This is a genomic window from Methylomonas sp. 11b, assembly GCF_000515215.1.
Lineage (GTDB): Bacteria > Pseudomonadota > Gammaproteobacteria > Methylococcales > Methylomonadaceae > Methylomonas.
The window spans coordinates 1,137,586-1,160,960 of the sequence record NZ_KI911557.1; the positions used below are offsets into that span (position 1 = coordinate 1,137,586).

19 protein-coding genes are annotated in these 23,375 nt (G+C 50.9%); 13 read left to right on the forward strand and 6 right to left on the reverse strand.

Annotated elements, in window-relative coordinates; all coding sequences use genetic code 11:
* From METH11B_RS0105315 to METH11B_RS0105370, 12 genes are all read left to right on the forward strand, one after another.
* A partial coding sequence (locus METH11B_RS0105315) for an autotransporter domain-containing protein (RefSeq protein ID WP_026601131.1) occupies positions 1-3,666 on the forward strand: 3,666 nt, incomplete at its 5' end.
* A gap of 332 nt (positions 3,667-3,998) precedes the next feature.
* Positions 3,999-5,216 carry a type II secretion system F family protein gene (locus tag METH11B_RS0105320; RefSeq protein WP_026146875.1) on the forward strand — a complete coding sequence of 406 codons (1,218 nt, stop codon included), beginning with the start codon at positions 3,999-4,001 and terminating at the stop codon, positions 5,214-5,216.
* A 56-nt stretch (positions 5,217-5,272) separates the two neighbouring features.
* Entirely contained in the window at positions 5,273-5,698 is a 426-nt protein-coding gene (gene gspG / locus METH11B_RS0105325) for a type II secretion system major pseudopilin GspG (RefSeq protein WP_026601132.1), read from the forward strand.
* A complete protein-coding gene (locus METH11B_RS0105330; RefSeq protein WP_026601133.1) occupies positions 5,699-6,166 on the forward strand; it encodes a GspH/FimT family pseudopilin in 468 nt (155 codons plus the stop codon).
* Positions 6,153-6,572, forward strand: coding sequence for a type IV pilus modification PilV family protein (locus METH11B_RS0105335; protein WP_026601134.1), 420 nt, complete (start codon positions 6,153-6,155; stop codon positions 6,570-6,572). The genes METH11B_RS0105330 and METH11B_RS0105335 overlap by 14 nt, the downstream gene beginning before the upstream one ends.
* The gene (locus METH11B_RS0105340) at positions 6,572-7,285 is read left to right on the forward strand and encodes a prepilin-type N-terminal cleavage/methylation domain-containing protein (RefSeq protein WP_026601135.1); all 714 of its coding nucleotides are present in this window, start codon (positions 6,572-6,574) and stop codon (positions 7,283-7,285) included. Before METH11B_RS0105335 ends, METH11B_RS0105340 begins: the two co-directional genes overlap by 1 nt.
* Positions 7,278-8,258: a general secretion pathway protein GspK gene (locus METH11B_RS0105345; RefSeq protein WP_026601136.1), complete on the forward strand. Its 981-nt coding sequence runs from the start codon at positions 7,278-7,280 to the stop codon at positions 8,256-8,258. The genes METH11B_RS0105340 and METH11B_RS0105345 overlap by 8 nt, the downstream gene beginning before the upstream one ends.
* On the forward strand, positions 8,236-9,408 hold the full coding sequence (locus tag METH11B_RS0105350) for a PilN domain-containing protein (protein ID WP_026601137.1): 1,173 nt from the start codon (positions 8,236-8,238) through the stop codon (positions 9,406-9,408). Before METH11B_RS0105345 ends, METH11B_RS0105350 begins: the two co-directional genes overlap by 23 nt.
* The gene (gene gspM, locus METH11B_RS0105355) at positions 9,405-9,983 is read left to right on the forward strand and encodes a type II secretion system protein GspM (protein WP_020482252.1); all 579 of its coding nucleotides are present in this window, start codon (positions 9,405-9,407) and stop codon (positions 9,981-9,983) included. The genes METH11B_RS0105350 and gspM overlap by 4 nt, the downstream gene beginning before the upstream one ends.
* On the forward strand, positions 9,980-10,597 hold the full coding sequence (locus tag METH11B_RS0105360) for a hypothetical protein (protein WP_026601138.1): 618 nt from the start codon (positions 9,980-9,982) through the stop codon (positions 10,595-10,597). The genes gspM and METH11B_RS0105360 overlap by 4 nt, the downstream gene beginning before the upstream one ends.
* The gene (gene gspD / locus METH11B_RS0105365) at positions 10,587-12,857 is read left to right on the forward strand and encodes a type II secretion system secretin GspD (protein WP_026601139.1); all 2,271 of its coding nucleotides are present in this window, start codon (positions 10,587-10,589) and stop codon (positions 12,855-12,857) included. Before METH11B_RS0105360 ends, gspD begins: the two co-directional genes overlap by 11 nt.
* Before the next feature lie 45 nt (positions 12,858-12,902).
* Positions 12,903-13,649 carry an MgtC/SapB family protein gene (locus tag METH11B_RS0105370; protein WP_020482255.1) on the forward strand — a complete coding sequence of 249 codons (747 nt, stop codon included), beginning with the start codon at positions 12,903-12,905 and terminating at the stop codon, positions 13,647-13,649.
* Positions 13,650-13,717: 68 nt separating this feature from the next.
* Here METH11B_RS0105370 and METH11B_RS0105375 read toward each other — a convergent pair whose 3' ends face one another.
* The 3 genes from METH11B_RS0105375 to METH11B_RS0105385 form a co-directional block, all read right to left on the reverse strand.
* Positions 13,718-13,930: a hypothetical protein gene (locus METH11B_RS0105375; protein WP_026601140.1), complete on the reverse strand. Its 213-nt coding sequence runs from the start codon at positions 13,928-13,930 to the stop codon at positions 13,718-13,720.
* Positions 13,931-14,230: 300 nt separating this feature from the next.
* Positions 14,231-15,451 (reverse strand): M20 aminoacylase family protein, encoded by a 1,221-nt coding sequence (locus METH11B_RS0105380; RefSeq protein ID WP_026601141.1) that lies wholly within the window; start codon positions 15,449-15,451, stop codon positions 14,231-14,233.
* 18 nt (positions 15,452-15,469) lie between these two features.
* On the reverse strand, positions 15,470-16,885 hold the full coding sequence (locus tag METH11B_RS0105385) for a sigma-54 dependent transcriptional regulator (RefSeq protein ID WP_026601142.1): 1,416 nt from the start codon (positions 16,883-16,885) through the stop codon (positions 15,470-15,472).
* A gap of 228 nt (positions 16,886-17,113) precedes the next feature.
* Between METH11B_RS0105385 and METH11B_RS0105390 the strand changes: the two genes are divergently transcribed.
* Positions 17,114-18,358: an HlyC/CorC family transporter gene (locus METH11B_RS0105390; RefSeq protein ID WP_026601143.1), complete on the forward strand. Its 1,245-nt coding sequence runs from the start codon at positions 17,114-17,116 to the stop codon at positions 18,356-18,358.
* 204 nt (positions 18,359-18,562) lie between these two features.
* On the opposite strand, the gene corA is transcribed toward METH11B_RS0105390, so the two are convergent.
* From corA to xrtA, 3 genes are all read right to left on the reverse strand, one after another.
* Positions 18,563-19,840, reverse strand: coding sequence for a magnesium/cobalt transporter CorA (gene corA, locus METH11B_RS0105395; RefSeq protein WP_026601144.1), 1,278 nt, complete (start codon positions 19,838-19,840; stop codon positions 18,563-18,565).
* Between the two features lie 284 nt (positions 19,841-20,124).
* Entirely contained in the window at positions 20,125-21,525 is a 1,401-nt protein-coding gene (locus METH11B_RS0105400; protein WP_197026931.1) for a mannose-1-phosphate guanylyltransferase/mannose-6-phosphate isomerase, read from the reverse strand.
* A gap of 152 nt (positions 21,526-21,677) precedes the next feature.
* Positions 21,678-23,201, reverse strand: coding sequence for an exosortase A (xrtA, locus tag METH11B_RS0105405; protein WP_026601146.1), 1,524 nt, complete (start codon positions 23,199-23,201; stop codon positions 21,678-21,680).
* Positions 23,202-23,375: the final 174 nt, after the last annotated feature.

Consider the following 23,375-nt stretch of genomic DNA (forward strand, 5'->3'; position numbering starts at 1 on the left):
GCCGGCGTGCAATTGTTGTCGGGGTCGATCACCGGCACTGGCACGTTAACGTCGAACAGCACGTTTGATATGCAAGCCGGCACGGTCAGCGCTGTGTTAGGCGGCAGCGTCGGATTGAACAAAACCACTGCCGGCACCGTGACGCTAAGCGGCACCAACACGTACACCGGCAACACGCAAGTCAGCGCCGGCACGTTGGCTTTGGGCAACAGCAACGTGATTGCCGACGCCTCCAGTCTGGTGGTCAACGGGGGTACCTTCGACTTGGGCGCAAACAGCGACACCGTCGCCGGCGTGCAATTGTTGTCGGGGTCGATCACCGGCACGGGCACGTTAACGTCGAACAGCACGTTTGATATGCAAGCCGGCACGGTCAGCGCTGTGTTAGGCGGCAGTGTGGGCTTGAACAAAACCACTGCCGGCACCGTGACGCTCAGCGGCACCAACACGTACACCGGCAACACGCAAGTCGGCGCCGGCACGTTGGCTTTGGGCGCCAGCGATGTGCTCGCCAATACCTCCAGCTTGATCGTCAACGGCGGTAGTTTCGATTTGGGTGCCAACAGCGACACCGTCGCCGGCGTGCAATTGTTGTCGGGGTCGATCACCGGCACTGGCACGTTAACCTCGAACAGCACGTTTGATATGCAAGCCGGCACGGTCAGCGCTGTGTTAGGCGGCAGTGTCGGATTGAACAAAACCACCGCCGGCACCGTAACGCTGAGCGGCGCCAATACCTACACCGGCAGCACTCAGGTCAGCGCCGGCACCCTGACCCTCGGCGCCAGCAATGTGATCGCCAACGCCTCCAGCTTGATCGTCAACGGCGGTAGTTTCGATTTGGGTAACAATAACGATACTGTGGCAGGTGTGCAATTACTGTCCGGCTCGATTATGGGCGCCGGCACTTTAACGTCGAACAGCGCTTTTGATCTTCAAGCCGGCACGGTCAACGCCAATCTGGCCGGCAACGTCGGCTTGAATAAAACCACGTCGGGTACGGTGATCTTAAACGGTACTAACAGTTACACCGGCAACACATTTGTAGATGCCGGCGTATTGAATTTTACCGGCAGCGATACCCACTCCGGCAATTTCACCGGTAACGGTACCTTGCAATTCGGCGCGGGCAACCACCAATTCAATGCGGGCACCAATCTCGGCACGGCTAATATCACCTTTAGCGGCGGAACCAATCTAGTCAACGCCGGCGTTGCACTTACCGCCACCGATGCGGTGTTCAGCGGCGGGACAACTACTATCGCCGGCGATTATTCGGTAAGCAATTCCACCACGGTATCCGGAGGCACCGTCAATTTTTCGTCCGCGGCAACCAAGCTACTTAACCTGGGCAGCACCTTTACTATAAACAACGGCACCGTCAATTTGCAGCACACCAGCACGGAGGTCAGCCGTTACGTGCAGACTGGCGGCATATTGTCGGGCCCGGGCGAATTAAGAGTGCAATCGGCCGTGCTTTCCGGTGGTGGGATGCTTGGCCCCGGCAGTTTGATTATCAGCGGCTCGGGAGGCTCTGCCAGCGATTTATTGCTGAACGGCAATTTCATCCTCAACAATCAATCGACCGTCATCAATTCTGGCAATGTGCGGGTGACCAGCAACGCAACTTTTACCGGCTCAGGCACTTACCGGCAAACCGCCGGCACTACCCGGGTGGACGGCGTTTGGAGCCAGGCTTTGACCGAGATTCAAGCGGGAAGCTTCGGCGGCAACGGCAGCATCAGCGGTCCCCTCATCAACGATGGCACGGTCGGCATCGCCGGTTCGCATCTGACTTTGAACGGCCCGGTATCCGGCAGCGGTTCTTACGCCGGCATTGTGGACATAAACAATAGCTTCTCGCCGGGACCAGGTGCCAATGGTCAGGGTATAGCGGCCATCGATGCCACATCGGCCGATTTGATATTTCGCGAGTCCAGCAGCTTGAATTTGGAATTGGGCGGGGTAAACGGGCAATTGGTGACCGATTCGATTACCGCGCGCAGCATCGATATTCAGGGCGCAAAGCTTAATTTACAACGCTTGCTCAGCCAGCCTAATTTCTCGCCGCAACAGGCGTTTTCGCAGTCTGTGCTGTTGCAAACCACCAGCGGCAGTATCACCGGAAATTTTAACCAGAGCATTACTTGCCCGGAAGGCTCCAGCGATATGTTTATATTTTCCAAACAGGAAAAGCAGTTTTTGCTGACCATGGTGCCCAGATTGCCCAATCTGGTTCCCGCCGACGTGCAATCCCTGGCAAGAGCCTTACAACAAATAGACTGCAGCGCCTCGACCCCGACTAATCTGCAGAATCTATTGAACGGCTTGAAACCCTTTTTAGCAAACGGTACCGCCGATGCCAGCAAAGTAGATCAATTCATCAGCGCGTTGCGGCAAATCAGCCCTGGCCAAATCGCGGCGGAACAAACCGTGTCCAACCAAATAGCCAAACTGCAATCCGGCAACGTCACTCAGCGGCTGGTCTCTCTAAGAGCCGGAAGCGTCGGCGCCGGATCTCCTTCCAGTTTCAATGCGTCCGCCAAGCTCAACACACCAGTAAGCAGTTCAATGGCTATCGGCAGCGCTCCAGGCAATATCAGCGGGCCCAGCTCAACAAACAGTGTCAGCGCGCCGAATGCATCAAGCAACATAAACACGCCCAGTACGCCCAGTTCTAACGGCATCAGCATTCAGGCTTCAACGCCGGAAAAAGATGGTCAATCCTCATCCAATGCACCCTCCTCGGTCAGTATTTCCTTGAACACGGGTAACGACGCCGACGGCACCGATCTTATCTCCGGCTTCAGCAATTTTGGCTTATTCATTAACGGCCAGTTCGAATGGGCGGATAGAACCGCGACGGTAGTTCAACGCGGTTATGCGTCCACGATGTCCGCCGTCACTGCCGGCGCCGACTATCGCTTGAGCAAACGGCTACTCATGGGGTTGTCTGCCGGCTACGGCAGCAGCACCGCACTGATTTCCCAACAAGGCGGCAGCCAAAGCATAGATGGATACACCGTATCAGCCTTCGGCTCGCTAAACCTGACCGATAACTGGTATGTTGATCTGGTCAACAACCTGACTTATAACCAATACGATTCCAAACGCGTCACGCTGTATAACGATGCCAACGGCACAGCGGTCAATGAAACGGCATCCAGCCAAACCGATGGCTGGCAAAATCGCACCAGCCTCAGCAGCGGTTACGACATAGCCGTAAAAGAATGGACGTTTGGCCTTAGAGGCCGCACGGAATACGGTTACAATTTTGTCAACGGCCGCAAGGAACAAGGTGCCGGTTTAGGCATGAATATGATCGTCGGCGACTTGGACAACGAGTCGTTGAGCAGCAGTATCGGCGCCATGGTCACGCATGCGCTGAGCACGCCGATGGGGGTTCTGGTTTCGCAAGTGAATGTCGAATGGGAGCATCAGTGGTTCAATAAAAACTCCCTCATTACCACCCGCTTCGTCGATTCGCCTAACAATGCCTTTACCACCAACAGTTTTAGTGTCGATAAGGATTACATTAATCTGCGCGCCGGTTTATCGGCCCAACTGCCGTTTGGCGGCTCGGCGTTCATTCAATACGACACCACCTTCGGCCAGGAATACGTATCCCGCCACGCCTTTAATGTCGGGATACGCATGGAGTTTTGAGATACGCCCGCAACTACTTTATAGTGGCGACCATGTTTTGCCGGCGGAATTAAGCCAAGCCGAATCTGCGTGATTATTAACTCGGCCCTTAAAAGCCGTTCACCTCTATGCCCTTGAGGGTACTAAGCTTGTCGAAGGGCACACCCGCCTGGGCTTCGACCAGCTCAGCCCGAACGGAATACCAGTGATAAATAGGGCCGGGTTGATAACATGAAATGTGATAGACGTATACACGCTACGCGACAGTAACCGAGTGTCTATGTCTTGGCATTACAAAAACATTGCCAACTACCGAACCGCAAACCCAGCCAAAAAGCAAACTAAGCAAATACATGCCTTTATTCTCCTACAAAGCCGTCAACAGTCAGGGTGTCGCCGAAGACGGTGTGCGTAATGCCGCAGACGAGCAGGCCTTGCTGCTGGAATTGCAAAACCAGGGCTTAATTCCCATCCGCATTGAGTTGGCGAAGGATAAGACCTTTCTGGGGTTCAAATTAAAGTCTGCCGGGGTCAAGCTTTCCCAGAAAGAAATCGGCATGCTAACTGGAGAGCTGGCGACTTTGCTGGAATCGGGTTTGCCGCTGGACCGCTCGTTGACGATTCTGATGCAGTTGACCGAAGAAAACCCGAAATTGAATAAACTGGTCGGCGAGGTTCTGGAAAAGGTCAAGGCCGGCAAGGCGCTGGCCGACGCGCTGGAGAGCCAGAGCGGGGTGTTTTCCAAGTTTTATCTGAACATGATCCGCGCCGGCGAAATGGGCGGCAATCTTGGCGGTGTGTTAATGCGTTTATCCGAGTATATGGAGCGCTCGCAAGAACTGAAAGATACGGTCAGCACCGCGCTGATTTATCCGGCGATTTTGTTGGTGATGTCCCTGGCATCCTTGTTCGTGATGCTGACCTTCGTGGTACCGCAATTTAAGGAAATGTTCGACAGCGCTGGCCAGGCCTTGCCGGTGCCAACTCAGATCGTCATCGGCCTGGCCGAGTTTCTGCAAAGTTATTGGTGGGTGCTGCTGATTGTTATTCTTGGCAGCGTGCAAACTATAAAATCGCAGTTGGCCGATCCGGCCGGCAAAAAAGCCTGGGACGGCCGGCTTTTGAAATTTCCGCTGTTCGGCGAGATCATCCTGACCATGGAAATAGCAAATTTCAGCCGCACCTTCGGCACTTTATTAGGCAATGGCGTGTCGATTTTAAAATCACTGGGCATAGTCCGGGAAACCGTCGGTAACATGGTGTTGGCGGATCTATTAGAAAATGCCGAAGCACAGCTCAAACAAGGCCGGACGATGTCGGACGCGTTGGCCCAGCAAAACCTGTTTCCCAAACTGGCGGTGCAAATGATTAAAATGGGCGAGGAAACGGGCAAGTTGGAGGAAATGCTGATGCGGGTAGCCACCATTTACGACAAGCAGCTAAAGACCACAATCCAGCGGATGCTGGCGCTGCTGGAACCGGCTTTGATTATTTCGTTAGGCTTGATGATAGGCGGCATCATCGTTTCCATTTTATTGGCTATTTTGAGCGTTAACGATTTGGCTGTTTAGGCCTACGGACGAATAAGCTCGCCCGTACCATCCATTTAATAGAAGGAGTTTTGCAAATGAAATACACGTTACGCCGCCACGGCGGTTTTACCTTGCTGGAACTGTTGGTGGTGTTGGGCATTATCGCCATGCTGGCCGGGATTGTCGGACCGCAGGTGATGAAACATATGGGCGCCTCCAAAACCAAAGCCGCCAGAGTACAAATCGAGGATCTGGCGGCGTCGCTGGACATGTACAAACTCGACGAAGGCCGTTATCCCACAGCGCAGCAAGGTTTGGCGGCGTTAGTGGAAAGACCCGCCGACGCCAAGCGTTGGAACGGCCCTTACTTGCGCAAGGACAAAATCCCGCAAGACCCTTGGAATCAGGATTATCACTACGTCTTCCCCGGCCAGCACGGTAAGTTCGATTTGTTCAGCTATGGTGCCGATGAAAAAGAAGGCGGCGAAGGCGAAGATCAGGACATCAACAGCTGGGAATAAATGACCGCCCTGCCCGCCCGCCAACACATGCAAGGCTTTACGCTGATCGAATTGATCATCGTACTGCTGATTAGCGTGCTGGCTTTCGCGGTGGTCGGCAGCAATATCGGCTCCGGCAACCGCAGTACCAAGTTGCAAGCCGTCGCCAGGGATATGGCCTCGGCCCTGCGTTACGCCCACGGCCAAGCCCTGATGACGCAAAAGCCGGTCAGCGTCGCAATCGATTTGCAAGACAATAGCTACAGCATCAGCAACCGCGATAAAACTTACCCGTTTGCCGAAGACATCGACGTGTCTCTGGTAGTTGCGGAGGAAGAGTTTAGCGACGGCGAACAAGGCCATATTCGGTTCTTTGGCGACGGCTCGTCCACCGGCGGCAGAATCACGCTGGAATGGGGTAATCAATTGCGCCGCATCGACGTGAACTGGATTACCGGCGAAGTCAGTATTTCCGATGCGGCGGCATAAAGGCTTTTCCCTGCTGGAAATTCTGGTCGCCTTTTCCATTATGGCGATTGCGCTGACCGTGCTGCTGCGCATCTTCGGCACCGGCGTAAACAATGCGGTTATTTCCGAGGAATACACTATCGCGGTGCAAATCGCCGAATCGCTGATGGCCCGCACTGGCGTGGAAACCGAGCTGACAGCCGGCGAAAGTCAGGGTACGGAAGGCGACAAATACGACTGGCAAATTACTGTCAGTCCAGCGACGCCAGCGCAATCCCGTGCCAGTCTGAGAGATATGGATACCGATCAGCAAAAGCCGGCGCCGGAGCTGATGTCGGTGCGGGTAGTGGTTGCCTGGGGCGAGGCAGAACAACCACGTTCCGTGGAATTGCATACCTTAAAGCTACAACAACCAGGTCCGGGCTAGTGCTGAACCGCTCATCCGTAAAAGGATTTACGCTGATCGAAATGCTGATAGCCATTAGCCTGCTGGGCATCATGGTGGTCTTGCTGTTCGCCAGTTTGCGGATAGCGGCGGAAAGCTGGAACAGCGGCGAAGCCAAAATCAGCGAAGTGAATAAAAAAGCCGTGGTTTACCAATTCTTCAAACGACATTTGAGTAATACCAAACCCTTCCCAGTCATCCAGGAAAACCAACAACAAAACGATCAACAACTGGGATCGCAAGAACTGCCAAAACTGGCTTTCGAAGGCTTGCCGCAAAGCATCAGCTTTGTCTCTGCGTTGCCGGCCGCCTCGGCACGCAAGGGCTTGCAAGTGTTTCATGTCGGCCTGGACCCACAGCAGCCGTCGACCCTTAAGGTAGCTTTAACCCCTTACCGGCAAACCGAATCGATACCTACCGATGCCGAACCGGTCGTATTGTTGGAAAATTTACGGCATTTCAAAATCAGCTACTTTGGCGCATCGGCTGACAGCATTGACGGTAATGGCGCTTGGCTAGACGAATGGCAAGGACAAGCCACCGGCCAGTTACCCAAACTGGTAAAAATCAGCATCTCGCTAAATGACGACAGTTTTTGGCCGGACATGATATTTGCGTTAAAAATCAACGGCCAGCCGAATGCGGAAGCGTTGCTCGGCGAACAAAACCAACAGCCCGGCATTGCGAATGAATAGCATGCTTCGTGCACAGGCAGCCCATCGGCAAAGCGGCCTGGCGCTAGTGATCGTCATTTGGATTTTGACGCTGCTGAGCCTGATGGCCGGCAGTTTTGCATTGAGTATGCGCAGGGAAAGCAGCGTCGCGGGCGCATTGAAAAACAATGCCCAAGCACAAGCACGTGCAGAAACCGGTTTAAGTATTGCCCAATTCATGCTGCAACAGGCCGATCCCGACCAGCGTTGGCACGCGGATGGCAGCATCTATCGGATACCGGGCAACGATAGCGAAATTCGTATCAGAATTCTCGCCGAATCCGGCAAAGTCGATATCAACGCCGCCGAGGAACCCTTATTAAAGGCCTTGATTAGTTCGGTAAGCGACGACGAAAAACTCCAGCAGAATTTATTGGACGCCCTGCTGGATTGGCGGGATGCCGACGATGAACCGCGTCCGCACGGCGCCGAAAAAAAACAGTATCGGCAGGCCGGACTGGCTTATCAGCCCAGCAATCAACCTTTTCAATCCCCGGAGGAGTTGCAATTGGTGCTGGGCTTTAACGCTGATATTTTCGAGAAACTTCAACCGTGGATCACTATCTACTCCGGACAAGCGGAATTAAACTTGCGGCTGGCACCTCCGGAGTTACTGCAAATGGTTGGTGATAGCCTCAAGGAACAGAATATCCATGATGTATACTTGGACAAGCGTTTGGCTGAATCGGCTGCGGCGGACGATAACACGGCCGAGCAAACCGATCCGGCATTGGCGGATGAAGAGCAAACGTATACTATTATGGTGCAAACCCTGCTGGAAGATCAGGCGACGGCCGCTATCGAAGCAGTGGTAAGAATCCAGAACCAAGACCCCAGCCAAGCGCCCTACCAAATCCTGGATTGGAAACAAGGTCAGCAAATATTGGCCTTATTCGACTCGGCCAAGGAATCCCAGCTAATTACCGTTCAAGATGAATTTACAAACCAGCATTGATTTCGATCTGAAACGTTTCTTCCAGTGGTGGGGGCGAGAATTGGCGTTTTTGGTACCGAATCGTCTCAGATCCTTGCTGACAGACCGCAGTGGCGCACTTGTATTCAGCACCGCCGACGCTGATTTTCAAATCAATTTTTACCTCGAGGCCCAACAGCAAACCCCAATGGCGTGGCTGCTGGACATCAACATTGCGGACAGTTATCAAACCTTGAAGGCCCAACATCCGGACTTTGAAAAAGCCGAATCGATCTTACGCCTGGACCATACACAGGCACTAAAAAAGGTCGTCTATTTACCCGCTGCCGCGCAAGAAAATCTGCAACAAGTCGTCGGCTTTGAATTAGACCGCTATACACCGTTCAAGGCCGAGCAAGTCTATTTTGCCGCCATCCCGCTCGGCAAAACCGAGCATGGTCAAATTGAAGTATTACTGGTATTTACGCCTAAAACCGTACTGGACGAGCAACTGGGCAAACTACAAGCTTTGGGGATACAGCCGGTGCGGGTGGATTTTTGCCACGCCAGCACCGTCAGCCCTGCCGATGCGCCTGACTACAATTTACTCCCGGAACGCTACCGGCCGCGCGGCAACGCCTTGGCTCAAGCCACTCACTGGCTGCTGAACAGCTTACTGTTATTATTGTTTCTGGCTGTATTGATCTGGCCGGTGTGGCAGGAAGGCCAAGCCGTCGATGTATTGAAAAATCATATTAAAACGCTGGAAAAAGAAACTCGCGTGATAGAAGAACAACAGCATGAAATCGATGCCCTACGCCAGCAAACCCAACGTTTGATAGACATTAAAACCCAGTCTCCCGCTCTGGTTGCGGTATTGAATGAACTCAGCACCTTATTAAAAGATGACAGCTGGTTGACGCATTTTCAATTTGCAGACAAACGCCTGCAAATCCAGGGTCAATCGCCGGCCGCGTCTTCCTTGATCGGTTTGTTGGAAAGTTCCGCATATTTCAGCAATGTCAGTTTCGTATCGCCGTTGACCCAGGACAAAGCCACCGGGCGAGAGCGCTTTCAAATCAGTATGGATGTTAGCCCGCCACCCGTCGCGCCTGCTCAGGATGCCGAGGCGACAACCACCAGCGATCCCGACCCTGCTGAATCTGAGGCAAACGGAGAGTCCAAGCAATGAATGACGCGCGTTATCAACGCTGGCTGGCGCTATCACTATTGGGATTGGTGTTATTTAGCGTAATATTTCTGGTTTTGCTGCCTTTATTCAGCAGTTGGCTGGATTATCGCGAGCAAAAAAACGACCTGCTGTTTCGTTTGCAACGTCAGCAAGCTATTGTTGCCCGCCGCGACAGCGTTGCCCAAAACCTGGAATCATTGAATCAGCAATACCAGCAGCAAGGGTATCTGAGCGACAGCGACACCGAAGCGCTGGCCTCGGCCGAGTTGCAAAACATCGTCAAAACCGCGGTAACGGAAGCCGGCGGCCAACTGACCAGCACGCAAGGTTTGCCGGGCAAGGCCGAAGAGGATTTTGTCCGCGTCGCCGTGAAAGTGCGGATGAGCGGCAGCATCGAAGCATTGCGCGCGGTGTTGCATAGTCTGGATACCAATATGCCCTTGTTACTGGTCGATCAATTGGACATTTCCCCGGTACGCGGCGCGCGTAACCGCACTACCAACAAAATGGACCCCAGTTCTCAGTTGAATGTCAGTTTTGAAGTCATCAGCTTTATGCGAGCCAAGACCTCATGAACCAAAAGCTGATCAGATTGCAATTACTGGGTTGCGGCGCGCTGAGCCTGCTGTTGGCAGCGGAATGGACTTATAGTCGATTTACGTTAAAGCAATTGCAAACACTGCTGGAGCCGCGCCCGCAAACCGAATCCCCGGCCGAGCAACTGCCCAATATCGCCGATAATAGCGGCTCTGCGGAAACTTACAGCGATATAGTCGATAGACCTTTGTTTGTCGAAGGCCGAAAGCCTGTCGCCGAAACCAATCCGACCGATAATTTGCAAACTCAAGATTCAGGGCAAATCGACGACTGGGAGTTAATCGGCGTTTACGATAAAAATAACAAGCCGACCGCCTTGTTTAGAAAGCGCAACGAAGCCAAAAAGTTTTTAAAAATAACCGAAGAACAAAGCATATCCGGTTGGCTGCTGAAGCAAATACAAGCCGACCATGTGCTGCTTCAGCAAGGTGGCCAGGAAAAATCGGTCGTATTGAGAAAACCGCGTGCGCAAGTCAAGCCTCCCGTACCGGGTAAGCCAGCCGTACCGCCCAGACCGCCGCACCCCAACGCCGTTGCCAAACCTATAGAACCAGTACCCAATGAAAATCCCGAGAACATCAATGACAACTAAAAAAATCAACATTTCTCCAATGTTGGCGTTGGCGCTTTCCATGACCGGCTGTGAATTTATCGGCCCGCAATTGCATGAAAAACTGGCTATTGCCGATAGCAAACCGGCTCAAGAAGACACCTTGTTGATTCCGGAACTGGCTAACGACGCCAATAAAAACGCCGAAAATAGAATCACCAAAGTCGAAATGTACCCTAGCGGCGAAGCGAGCATCGTCCCCCAAGCCAGCCACCACGGCGGCGGCAAAACCAGCGGTAAGGGCGAATACAGTTTGAATTTCGATGACGCCGATCTGGGCGAAGTGGCTAAAGTAATACTCAGCGACATTCTGGGCCGGAATTACACCATCAGTCCGCAAGTGGTCGGTAAAGTTACCTTGCAAACCTCCAAACCGTTAAGCAAGGACGAGCTGATCCCAACCCTGGATATGCTGCTGAGCTTGAATAATGCCGCCCTGACCGAACAAGGCGGCATGTATTTAATTAAACCGTCCAACGAAGCCTTGTACAGCAGCTCAATCAGCTCTCTGTCCGGCGCCAAGATGCCCAATGGTTATCAGGTACGGGTAATTCCGGTAAAAAATGTCGCAGCCTCGGAACTGGCGGACATATTGAAACCGTTATTGCCGGAAAAATCCTTGCTGCATGTCGATCCGAACCGAAATCTGATTTTGGTCGCAGGCTCCGGCGCGGAAATTTCTAGGGCACTGGATGTGGTCAATACCTTTGATGTCGATATTTTAAAAGGCCGCTCCTTTGCTTTGTTTACCCCGGCTAACGTCAGCGCCGGCAAAATCATTGAAGAGCTGGAACAAATCTTCAACACTAAAAAGTCCAAAGACGACGAAGCCAGCTTTTTCCGGTTTATAGAGATAGAAAGGCTTAACGCGGTATTAGCCGTCACCCATCAAGCCGGTTATCTGAAGGACATTGAAAACTGGGTATTTCGGCTGGATCGGATCAACACGGCGGCAGCCGGCGGCGTGAATGTCTACCGGGCGCAACATGTCAGCGCTACGGATTTGGCCGAGACCTTAAGCAATATTTTCGGTAGCGGCGGTTCCGGTAAATCCAGCAAGGCTTCCATCGCTTCCGGCCGTAAATCATTATCGGCCACCAATAAAAAGTCCGACAGCTCATCGAGTAGTAGTACGGGCGGCGCTAATCGGCAGCAGGATTCGATGAGCGATAGAACGCTTGGCGACCGAACCAAAGACAAAAACAGCAGCGGTAGCGGCGCACTCGGCGGCAGCTTAAGCAGCAGTTCGGGCGGCAGCAATAACAACGACATGCCCAATGTAAAAATCATCGCCGATGAAGGCAATAACGCCCTGATTATTGTCGCGACAGCTCAAGAATACGCGGTGATCGACCGCGTGCTAAAACAATTGGATGTACTGCCACTACAAGTAATGATCGATGCGACGATTGTGGAAGTGACGTTAAACGATGACTTGAAATACGGTCTGCAATGGTATTTCAGCCACAATAATGGCGGCACCAACCAGATAAACGGCGGCTCCGTACAAGGTTTAAACTTGGTTGATTTGACAAAAGATGCGGCAAAAGCGCTTTCAACTGGCGGTTTTTCCTATGCGTTTTCCAGCGGTTCCAAGGATATTCAAGCCGTGTTGAACGCCAGTGCCAAAAACAATAACGTAAATGTCATCTCTTCACCGTCCTTGATGGTATTGAACAACCAGGAAGCCACGATCAAAGTCGGTGATTCAGTGCCAATTCGCTCCTCGGTTTCCACCCCCGTTACATCTAGCGGCGTTAACAACAACCCTATCCAAACTAGTTCCATTCAAATGGTGGATACCGGTGTGAATTTATCGGTTAGACCCAGGGTTAATGCCGGTGGACTGGTTCTGATGGACATATTGCAAAGCGTTAATCAGGCGATCAAAACCACGACCAGCGAAACCATCGACTCGCCCACCATTCAAAAAAGAGAGATAGAAAGCAGTGTTGCGGTACAAAGCGGCGAAACCATCGTCCTGGGCGGTTTGATTAAGGAAAACAACGATTATTTGCGTGACGGCGTGCCGCTGCTGCACGAGATACCATTAATCGGGCCGCTTTTCGGCGGTACGACGCGTAACAAGGACAAAACCGAATTAGTAGTACTGCTCACCCCACGCGTGATGAAAAGCCGCCAAGATGCTCGGGATATTACCGACGAATTTAAGCGAAAACTATCGGGCATCTATTATCAAAAGCCTATCGAAATCAATGTTGACGTGGAAGCGGTGCAATAGGCCCAAGCCTTTAGCTCTTATCTGCCAAAAACCGGACGGTAAAACATGAATCCAATCTCGCCGGACAGGCTGATTTCGTTTTGGTCGATTGCCCAATTGGAAGCCAGCGTGGTCATTCTGATGAATATCGTCGGCGCTCTGTTTTTGGGCATGGTAGTGGGCTACGAACGCTCCTATCACGGCCGGGCCGCCGGCATGCGCACCTATGGACTGGTGTGCATGGCTTCCGCGGCGGTAACGGTTATCGTCGGTTACCCGCAGTTCTGGTTTGGCGGCTTATTGCCGCTCACCACTACCGCCGACCCTACTCGGGTTATTCAGGGCATCGTGACGGGTATCGGTTTCTTGGGTGCCGGCGTGATCATGAAGGAAGGTCTGAACATCAGCGGATTGACGACTGCCGCCTCGATCTGGGCGTCTTCGGCTATCGGTATTTTATGCGGCGCCGGGTTTTATTTTGCGGCCATTGTATTGGCTTTAATTGCGTCGGCGACGATGATATGGGGTGGGCGCATCGAGGCAGCCTTGCCTTCCCGGCATGCAGTGTCTGTCATTTTGCGTTTTCAAACCGGTTATCGCCCCAATCAGACCGAGATCAATGATTTGGCGAATGTCTTGGGGTATAGATTGGCCGAAGGCTCGATTACCGTTATCAGCAACAATAAACACGAAGAGTGGCATCTGGTTTTTATTGCAACCGGTAATCATAAAATATCGATTCCTGCGATTGCTGAAAGCCTGGAACGCTGCGATTTTCTCAGCGGTTATCAAGTCGCCTTTGCCCGAAACTGAGCTTCAGGAAACAGGGAATCGATAAGATACCCTGCCTCCTCGCCGATTTTCTTAGTTGAATTGCCGGGTTATTCCAATACGTTTTTCACACACTGTCTGGCGAAAGTATTAATCGACAGCGTATCGCTTAAGTATTGGTTGAATAAACCGTTGATATCGACTGGGTTGAGATACACATAAACGCCGCAGCCCGTTAGCGCGATAAATTGCTGACTCAGCGTTTCAACGAACAAAGTGCGTGTGTTGCTGAGTTGTGTGATTTCGTTGCTTGAGGTTTTCATGACATCCACCTAATTTGCTGGTTAAACCCAACTATTAAGCAGCATGATCCAAGCCAACTCATTCACCGATTACGCTTGAATATTCCGAACACGAACGGGAAACCGTCCAAGAACCTCCAAAATCCCGCTGTCCCAGCGACGAAAAAAAGCCAGACTTTTCTTTTCCTGGGTTAACGCTTTAATGGGAACAACTTTTGCCAGATAGCAGTGTGTTGGAAACTGTGTGCTGACATGGCAATTTTGTCGCAAAAACTGCCAGAGTTGTCACAGAACTGGCATTTTCAGGTCGTTTGGCAGCTATTATTCGGCTGGCAGACAGGCTTCCACCAATCTCACCCAATAAGTCGCTCCCAAGGGCAAAATATCATCGTTAAAATCGTAACTGGTGTTATGCAGGGTACAAGGACCGGCGCCATGGCCAATACTACGATGATCGCCGGAGCCGTTGCCGATGAAGCAGTAGCTACCGGGTAACTTTTGCAGCATAAACGCAAAATCTTCTGCGCCCATCGTGGCTTTTTGCTCCAAAACATGCCGGTCGCCAACAATAGAGGTCATTACGCTACGGGACGTTTCGACTGCCTCACGGTGATTAACAGTCGGCGGATAGCTACGCTTAAATTCAAAATCACATTCCATCCCGTGTGCCAAACAAATATGCTTTGCTACTTCCCGCATACGGGTTTCAATCAAATCCAGTAGTTGATTGGAGAATGTGCGCACCGTACCGGCCAATTCGCAGGCATCGGCGATGATGTTGGTCGCCTCGCCCGCATGCACCATGGTTACTGAAATCAAACCGTTATCCAAGGGATTGGCACTTCGAGTCAGGATGGTTTGAAACGCCATAATCATTTGCGCCGCCACCGGCACCGGGTCCAATCCCAAGTGCGGCAATGCCGCGTGACAGCCCTTGCCGCGGATGACGATGCGAAAGGTATTCAAGGATGCCATCACCGGTCCGGGACTGACGGCAAATTGTCCGGCCGGCAATTCAGGCCAATTATGCATGCCGTAAACCGCCTGCATCGGAAACAATTCGAACAGGCCGTCCTTGATCATCTCATCGGCGCCGCCACCGCCCTCTTCCGCAGGTTGGAATATCAGATAGACAGTCCCGTCAAAATCACGCTGGGTTGCCAAATATTGCGCCGCAGCCAACAGCATAGCGGTATGGCCGTCATGCCCGCAGCCGTGCATTTTGCCTGGGTGCCGCGAGGCATGCGCAAAGCTGTTTTGTTCATGCATCGGCAAGGCGTCCATATCGGCACGCAAGCCGATAGCCTTGTCGGAACTCCCTGCTTTGATGATCCCGACTACACCGGTTTTACCCAAGCCGCGATGAATAGGAATCCCCCATTCAATCAACTTTGCCGCGACCAGCTCGGCGGTACGCACTTCCTCGAAGCACAACTCCGGGTGGGCGTGTATATCGCGGCGCAATTCGCGGATACCGGCAATATTGGCTGCAATTTCCGGTATCAGAACAGCTGGCAACGATTCAGCATGGAGTGTATTCATTGGGAAGTAAAAACCGGTCTAAGCCGCATCGGTTTTGCGCAGCTTTTCCACGAGCGTAGTTCTGCGCATGTTCAGCAGTTTGGCGGCATGGGCGACAACGCCATTACATTCCTCCAACGCTTGACGGATCAATTCGTTCTCAAGATCGGTCAGGTACTCCTTAAGATCGATACCTTGCTCCGGTAAATGTACTGCCGTGACAGCGCCAGGGGTCGGCATCGCCAGCGCTTCCCGCTCGGCCGGCCGCACGATGTGAATGTCTTGCTCGGGCATTGATATCTGCACGCCTTCCGGCACTTCATAAGCCTGAAATTTTTCCGGTAAATCGCCGACATCGACACTAGCATCCGGGCTAATGATAGCCAAACGCTCGATCAAATTTGACAGCTCTCGGACGTTACCGGGCCAACTATGCTGCATCAAGGTGGCAATTGCGCGGGGCAATAAACTGACGGTTCCCCTATTGGCGGCTTCCATGCGGGCAACCAAATCGTTGATTAAATAAGGTATATCTTCCGCTCTTTCCCGCAAGGCAGGCACTTCGATCGGAAACACATTCAGACGGTAAAATAAATCCTCGCGAAAGCGCTTTTCGGCGATTTCTTGTTCCAGGTGGCGATGCGTCGCGGCAATAATCCGCACATCGCAATGGATGGTTTTATTACTACCGACGCGCTCGAAGGTGCGTTCCTGCAATACTCTTAACAACTTAACCTGCATCGGCATCGGCATATCACCGATTTCATCCAAAAACAGCGTACCGCCTTCCGCCATTTCGAAACGACCTTGCCGCGAAGTCAACGCGCCGGTAAATGCGCCCTTCTCGTGACCGAACAATTCGCTTTCCAGGAGTTCACCGGGAATAGCGCCGCAATTGACCGGCACGAATGGCCTGTCTCGCCGCGCAGAGGCACGATGTAGCGCTTGCGCCACGACTTCCTTACCTGTGCCGGATTCGCCGAGAATAAGCACCGTGGCGTCGGATTTGGCGACTTGATCGATTTGAGCGCGGGTTTTTTGAATGGCCTTACTTTTACCTGCCAAGCCTTTATCCGGTAGAGACTTCTTAGTGGATTGAACGGGCTGCGGCAAGCTATCCAACAATTGAATCAACTGCGGGTAAACAGTCGGCCACTCCAAGATTTTGCTGACCATTTGTTGAATGGCACTAACCACTTGCGGCCCACCCGCGTCCACCAGCAAAACCACCGGCATATCGCCGACACTTTCGGTGACCGTTTTGATCAAGTTGGCTTGCTTGTCTCCGCCGCAGCCGACAAATACCGCATCGAAATCACCGTGCTCTCTGAGCACCGCTTCGAAATCGCTACTGGCAACCGTCTCCACCCGATATTCCAAAAACTGGAGTATCCCTTCCACTTGCTGACTGCGGTGGGTGTTGTCATCAATGAGCAAAATTTCTGGCAAAGCCATGCGTATATTCTCTGCAAACTACGTTGTTTTAAGGCGGAAGGGTGTTGCTGATTTTAAGTTAAGCATCGAATCCGATTATTGTCAAAATGACCCCATTTCAAGCTATTGCATAGTTTAGTTCATGTTGTTTACATCGATTGACTAATCAGCCCTGCAATTTTGCAGCTTGACAAATTTTCCACAACATAGAAACTAGCTTAATGTTTAACAGCCAAGAGCCCTGTTGCCTTGAACGACATATCCTTGAGTGTACTGCTCGGTATACTGGCAGCCCTACTTATCATTTCAGCTTTTTTTTCCGGATCTGAAACCGCCTTGATGACTCTGAATCGTTATCGGTTGCAGCATTTGGTGAAGAAAAATCATAAGGGCGCTATTAAAGCCCATCAACTCCTGAAAAGGCCGGAACGTTTGCTAGGCCTTATTCTGCTGGGCAACAACTTTGTCAATATCCTGGCATCGTCATTAACAACCTTAATAGCCATCCGTGTTAGCGGAGACAACGCTATAGCCCCGGCTATCGGCCTGCTGACTTTCGGCATGCTGGTATTTTCAGAAGTAACCCCAAAAACCTTGGGAGCACTCAAACCTGAGTTACTGGCGTTACTGTCCTCCTGGATTTACATTCCATTATTAAAGATTTTTTATCCATTAGTATGGATGATTAACTCTATATCCAGCCTGTTATTGTGGCCGTTCGGTATTAAAAGCACGAGTAATGCGTCTATCGAATCGCTTAATAAAGACGAGTTAAAAAGCATCGTGTCGGACGCCAATCATTTGCCGACGCGCTATCAAAATATGCTGCTGAGTATTTTAGATCTGGAATCCGCCAGCGTTACCGACATCATGACCCATCGCAATGAAATTGTCGGTATCGATCTGGAAGAATCGGTAGAAGAGATTATCAAGCAGCTACAAAATAGCCCGCATACTCGCCTACCGGTATACAAAAAAAATATAGACCGAGTGATAGGTTTTCTACATTTACGTACGATTTTGGCGCAAATTAGTGACCCTGATTTTGATAAACACAATATCACTAATAGCCTGTCCAAGCCTTTCTTCATTCCGGCGAGCACTTCGATTCATAAACAGATGCAAATCTTTAAGGCCGAGAAATTACGTATTGGCCTGGTGGTAGATGAATACGGAGACGTGCAGGGATTAGTGACGCTCGACGACTTATTGCAAGAGATCGTCGGTGAATTGGTTTCGGAAGAACCCGATATAAAAATGCAAAAAGACGGCAGCTATCTGGTGGATGCCGGCGTAACCATCCGCGAACTGAATCGGATCACCCACTGGGATTTGCCGACCGAAGGCCCAAAAACCTTGAATGGCTTGGTAATCGAATATATGGAAACTATTCCGGAACCGGGTACCAGTGTGAAGTTGCATGGACATATCATTGAAATAATTAAGCGTGATGAAAACGCTATCAAGTTGATTAAATTCAATCCCAAACGCTGACCAAAATTTATTTTAGGCAAAAAAAAGGCAGTTATTTTTAATAACCGCCTTAGAAGCAATAGGAAGAAATATAACGCAACTTTTAACTATCAAACCGAACGAAAAAGCTAGGTTAATGATAGTGGCGAAAATTTCAAATTCAAATGTGGCATATTGTCGCAGGCTGCATTTGAGCTTTAAATGGGCCAGAAGTATGCCAATCGCTCATCTCAACCAACCCTTCCTTTTAAAGAAAATAAACGGCAACAATACCGAGACAGTCATCAATCCGAGTGCAAAAGGATAGCCAAGTATCCACTGCAATTCCGGCATATTCTCAAAGTTCATACCGTAAATACTGGCAATCAAGGTGGGCGGCAACATTGCCACCGAAGCCACCGAGAAAATTTTAATCACTTTATTTTGATTAATATTGATAAAACCGACCGTTGCATCCATCAGGAAGTTGATCTTGTCGAACAAAAACGCTGTATGGCTATTAAGTGATTCTATATCGCGCAAAATTTGCTGCGCATCTTCCAACTGCGTGGTATTCAGCAGTTTGCGGCGAATCAAAAACGACACGGCGCGCTGAGTATCCAGCATATTCCGGCGGATTCGACCATTTAAATCCTCCTCTTCGGCAATATCGGTCAAAATATCCGCGGCTTCTTCGTCGCTAATATCCTGGCTTAATACTTTTTTGCTGACAATTTCCAACTGTTCGTAAATATTCTCCAGCGCATCCGCGGAATACTCGGCTTCGGCACCGTATAAATCCAGCAACATATCCTTGCAATCCGAGACAAAGCCCGGCTGCGTGCGTGCGCGTAAACGCTGTAAACGAAATACGGGCAATTCTTCACTACGTACCGAAAACAGCATATCTCCGCGCAATATGAAGGCGACCGGTACACTGCGCGACTTGCCTTCACGATCCAGTAAAAAATCCGAATGTATATGAATTTCGTGCTGATCCTCGACGTAGAACCGGGCGCTGGCTTCCAAATCGGTCAAATCCAGGGGGTCCGGCAACTCCAGGCCATAATGTTGCCCGATAAGCAGCCGCTGCGCCTTGCTTGGCGCCAACAAATCGATCCAGATCGGCTTGATGGCATACAAATCGTGGCGGCAGGTGATAGCGACCTTAGCGAGGCGACCTTCGACCAACTCGAATGCGCTCATTTGTCCCACGCCACAATGCGGTTCTCGGTCGCCGACCAATTCCTCGCGCAAGGTATCGGACAATTCCCAAAGCACATCGTCCTGTCTGGCTTCCTCGACCTGCTGCCAGACCAAGTTCGCATCCTCTAGGTCCAGAGCGTGCAGAATTTGACCTATTTCGATAGCAGTCAGCCGGGCCAACAGACTACGCAGTTCCACCATGTGCTGCTTTTGTACCAAAGCAGTGATCAGCTTACGGCGCGGCATAGGCTGATTGTTCAGCATGCCTTCGACAAGCTTATGTTTTTTCAACAAATCGTTGATTGTTTGTAGCGACAAGAGCAACTCCGGAATAAAGCAAGCACCAAATTTTTTATTCGGCGGGTATAAAACGGCTAACTTTAAACCAAAACGCTGACAAAAAATCCTTCGCCGCTCTTCGTTGAACGGCGAACTTCAGTAAATTTAGACAAAAACACTTAATTTTGGTGACACATCGAACGATAGAATCATGCAAATCATCTGTTCACAATGGCCGAGTAATGCCGTTTGGCAGATGCTTTACACGAGATGCAGTCGTCAAAAAGCGCATCTTGGCGCCGCGATAAGCAGACAATTCCGAGTTAAATACGGCCGTATTGATCTTCGTAACGGACGATATCGTCTTCGCCGAGATAGCTGCCGGATTGGACTTCCACCATTTCCAACGGAATCACTCCCGGGTTCTCCAGGCTGTGAATAACGCCCAAAGGGATATAAATCGATTCGTTCTCGGTGACTAAAATTTTCTCACCGTTTTTATCCACCCAGGCAGTACCTTTGACGACCACCCAATGCTCTGCGCGGTGATGATGCTTTTGTACCGATAGTTTCGCACCAGGCTTCACGACTATACGCTTGGTTTGATGGCGCTCACCGGCATCGACTAAATCGTAATGCCCCCATGGTCTGTAAACCTTCCGATGCACGCTGGCTTCACTGCGTTTCAATTTTTTCAGTTGATCGACTACTTCCTTGACGTCTTGCACTCTATCCTTCGCGGCAATCATGACCGCATCGTCAGTTTCGACCACCACCAAATTATCCACACCGATCACCGCTACCAATTTGTTGGCCGAGTGAATATAGGAATTGCACGTATCTACCGTCAACACATCGCCTTTGATGGCATTGCCGGCCGCGTCTTTATCGGTTACATCCCAAAGTGCGGACCAGGAACCGACATCGTTCCATTCCGCATCCAACGGGATCACCACCGCCTTATCGGTTTTTTCCATCACGGCGTAGTCGATGGAATCGGATGGGCACGTCGAAAAAATCTGCTTATCCAAACGCACAAAATCCAAATCGGGTTTTGCCGCCCGCAAGGCTTCCCTGCAAACCTCCAGCATTTCCGGATTGTATTTTTCTAACTCACGCAAAAAACAACCGGCTTTAAAAGCAAACATACCGCTGTTCCAGAAATATTCGCCAGTTTCCAGATAGCGCTGCGCGGTTTGCAAATCGGGCTTTTCAACAAATGCGGCAACTTTATAAGCTTCACCATAGCGGGTATCGCCGCGCTTGATGTAGCCATAGCCGGTTTCCGGCTCGGTCGCGACGATTCCAAACGTCACCAAAAGATCCTGTTTCGCCAACAGTTCGGCTTGAACCACCGCGCGATGAAAAGCGGCGCGATTACCGACCACATGGTCAGCCGGCAAAATCAACAATACATCGTCTTCGGAGCGTGCACTCAATGCAGCCATCGCTACGGCCGGTGCGGTATTTTTCCCGACAGGCTCCAAAATAATAGCAGCAGGTTTGATTCCGATTTCCCGCATTTGCTCTGCGAGCATAAACCGATGATCTTCATTACAAACCGCAATTGGCGCTTGTAAGCCGGCAACGCCATCAAGCCTTAAAATGGTTTCCTGAAGCATGGTGTTGCCGGACACCAAGGGTAAAAATTGCTTAGGATACTGACCACGAGACAAAGGCCATAGCCGAGTTCCTGAACCACCTGATAATACTACCGGGATCATAATGTCGTTTTCCTTACGGGCTGAATGAAAATGGGTTGGGCTAGTCTAACATTTAGATGACTGTTGGGGTCAAGCCTTGGATTAGGCCATTTAAGCCGAAAATTTGCCCCTTCGTTTTCATTGAATTGTCACAATAAACTCGGCGCAGCCTTTTAACGACAACAGGCTACCGCGAGCTGTTTCAATTTTTGCCGGGCCAAATCGTAATCGCCATCCGGGGTTTCGGTATACAACACGACAAGCAACTCAGCGGATGCGTCACCTGACAATCGTTTCAGCAATTGCCACCATTTAGCCAGATAGGCATTGGCAGTACTTTTGTCGCCAACCCGGTACCAACGCTCAACCAACAAACTCCGATGCGTACTGTTTAGCACCGCTTCTTCAATATCGCCGTTTTTATCGGCTGCCCACTGCATCGCAATGACGTCGTCATGCAGCATCCGCCATACCGGATGTTTTTGCGGGACCAGATAATTTTGCGAATTGACCAGTTCACCGCCTTGGGTTTCATCGCCAAAATTGGCAAAATACATACCGACTATCGTTTGACCATCGCTCAAATAAACCTTGGCATCCGCCACCACGCCCTTAAAACTAGGCTCCCATCCCCAATCTGGCGCTGCAACCGGCTGCCAATCAGGCAAAGTCGGCCGGCTAAAGCGCTCGGGTACATCAATGTGAGCGGCCTGTAGTGCGGATAAGCCTTGTGACATAAAGGGCCAAATGAAAACGCATAAAGCGGTTATCGTTAAGGCCGGCCAATAATGTTTGTAAACCGTTGCAGAATCAGCAAGATTGGAGTCAAACGCCAAATCTGGGGTTGATGCGGCGGCCGCCCCTGCATCCTTATCGTGCCAAAAAGAGCCAAAATAAAACAATCCAAACATGACAATCCCAAAAAACACCCAGCCGTAAACGATGTGATCCACTCCCGCAGCCAGTTTCATGTCACTGAAATGGCCAATCATCACAATCAAATAGGCGCGCAGACCGTTAGCTAAAATCGGGACCAAGAAGGAGAGCGTAATGAAGATGGTCCGCTTCTTGTAACTGCTGTAATTTAGATACGCATATACCGAACCAAGTGTTAGCGATGAAATCAAATAACGTAAACCACTGCATCCCTCTACCACCGACCAATTACCCGAGGTTAGCGTAAAAAACAAGCCTTCCCGGTAGACACTCATTCCCGTTAGCCTTATCAGCGTAACAACAAAGGTGGCAGTGTATTCCATTAAAGGCGGAATAAACGCTTCCCCGAATGGCACCATCAAAAATAAAAATACTATCGGAAATAACATTTGCGAGATGACATGACTACCAAGCGTGGCCCAAAAACCACCGACCAAAACACCAACCACTGCCCATTGCTGAATCACCGCAACATGCACCAAATCGGCAATTAACCAGCCAAATCCGCTGACGACGATAAACAACAAACCTAATCTACTGAAAGCCGGCCGTAAATCTCGATAGTGCTCCCGGCACGACCAAATCAACCAAAGACTAACCGGAGCCACTAAAAAACCGTGCGTGAATGTGTCGGATCGAGACCAAATAGCGACAATTGCTGCCCAAGTCTCAAAAAAAGCCGCTACTGAAACCAGTGTAACCAACACGATGCCCAGCAGCGGTTTACGCCAGTGATCAGGCAGTCCTAAAGCTTTTAACATTCTATTTCCTCTGCTATTTAGAGTTTTGTTATGGTTACTCAACTACGAACGCCCGCGTCGTCTGTATGCTACAGAGCCTAGACTCATTCCAAAGTTTAGCGAATTGCTATTTATCGCTGCTATCATAAGCCAGCTGATATATCGACCACATTTAAAGTTTGTACTGTAGTTTTC

Coding starts and splice junctions, on each gene's coding strand:
- METH11B_RS0105320 (WP_026146875.1), top strand. CDS start 3,999: ATGCCTTTATTCTCCTACAAAGCCGTCAACAGTCAGGGTGTCGCCGAA.
- gspG (WP_026601132.1), top strand. CDS start 5,273: ATGAAATACACGTTACGCCGCCACGGCGGTTTTACCTTGCTGGAACTG.
- METH11B_RS0105330 (WP_026601133.1), top strand. CDS start 5,699: ATGACCGCCCTGCCCGCCCGCCAACACATGCAAGGCTTTACGCTGATC.
- METH11B_RS0105335 (WP_026601134.1), top strand. CDS start 6,153: ATGCGGCGGCATAAAGGCTTTTCCCTGCTGGAAATTCTGGTCGCCTTT.
- METH11B_RS0105345 (WP_026601136.1), top strand. CDS start 7,278: ATGAATAGCATGCTTCGTGCACAGGCAGCCCATCGGCAAAGCGGCCTG.
- METH11B_RS0105350 (WP_026601137.1), top strand. CDS start 8,236: ATGAATTTACAAACCAGCATTGATTTCGATCTGAAACGTTTCTTCCAG.
- gspM (WP_020482252.1), top strand. CDS start 9,405: ATGAATGACGCGCGTTATCAACGCTGGCTGGCGCTATCACTATTGGGA.
- METH11B_RS0105360 (WP_026601138.1), top strand. CDS start 9,980: ATGAACCAAAAGCTGATCAGATTGCAATTACTGGGTTGCGGCGCGCTG.
- gspD (WP_026601139.1), top strand. CDS start 10,587: ATGACAACTAAAAAAATCAACATTTCTCCAATGTTGGCGTTGGCGCTT.
- METH11B_RS0105370 (WP_020482255.1), top strand. CDS start 12,903: ATGAATCCAATCTCGCCGGACAGGCTGATTTCGTTTTGGTCGATTGCC.
- METH11B_RS0105375 (WP_026601140.1), bottom strand. CDS start 13,930: ATGAAAACCTCAAGCAACGAAATCACACAACTCAGCAACACACGCACT.
- METH11B_RS0105380 (WP_026601141.1), bottom strand. CDS start 15,451: ATGAATACACTCCATGCTGAATCGTTGCCAGCTGTTCTGATACCGGAA.
- METH11B_RS0105385 (WP_026601142.1), bottom strand. CDS start 16,885: ATGGCTTTGCCAGAAATTTTGCTCATTGATGACAACACCCACCGCAGT.
- METH11B_RS0105400 (WP_197026931.1), bottom strand. CDS start 21,525: ATGATCCCGGTAGTATTATCAGGTGGTTCAGGAACTCGGCTATGGCCT.
- xrtA (WP_026601146.1), bottom strand. CDS start 23,201: ATGTTAAAAGCTTTAGGACTGCCTGATCACTGGCGTAAACCGCTGCTG.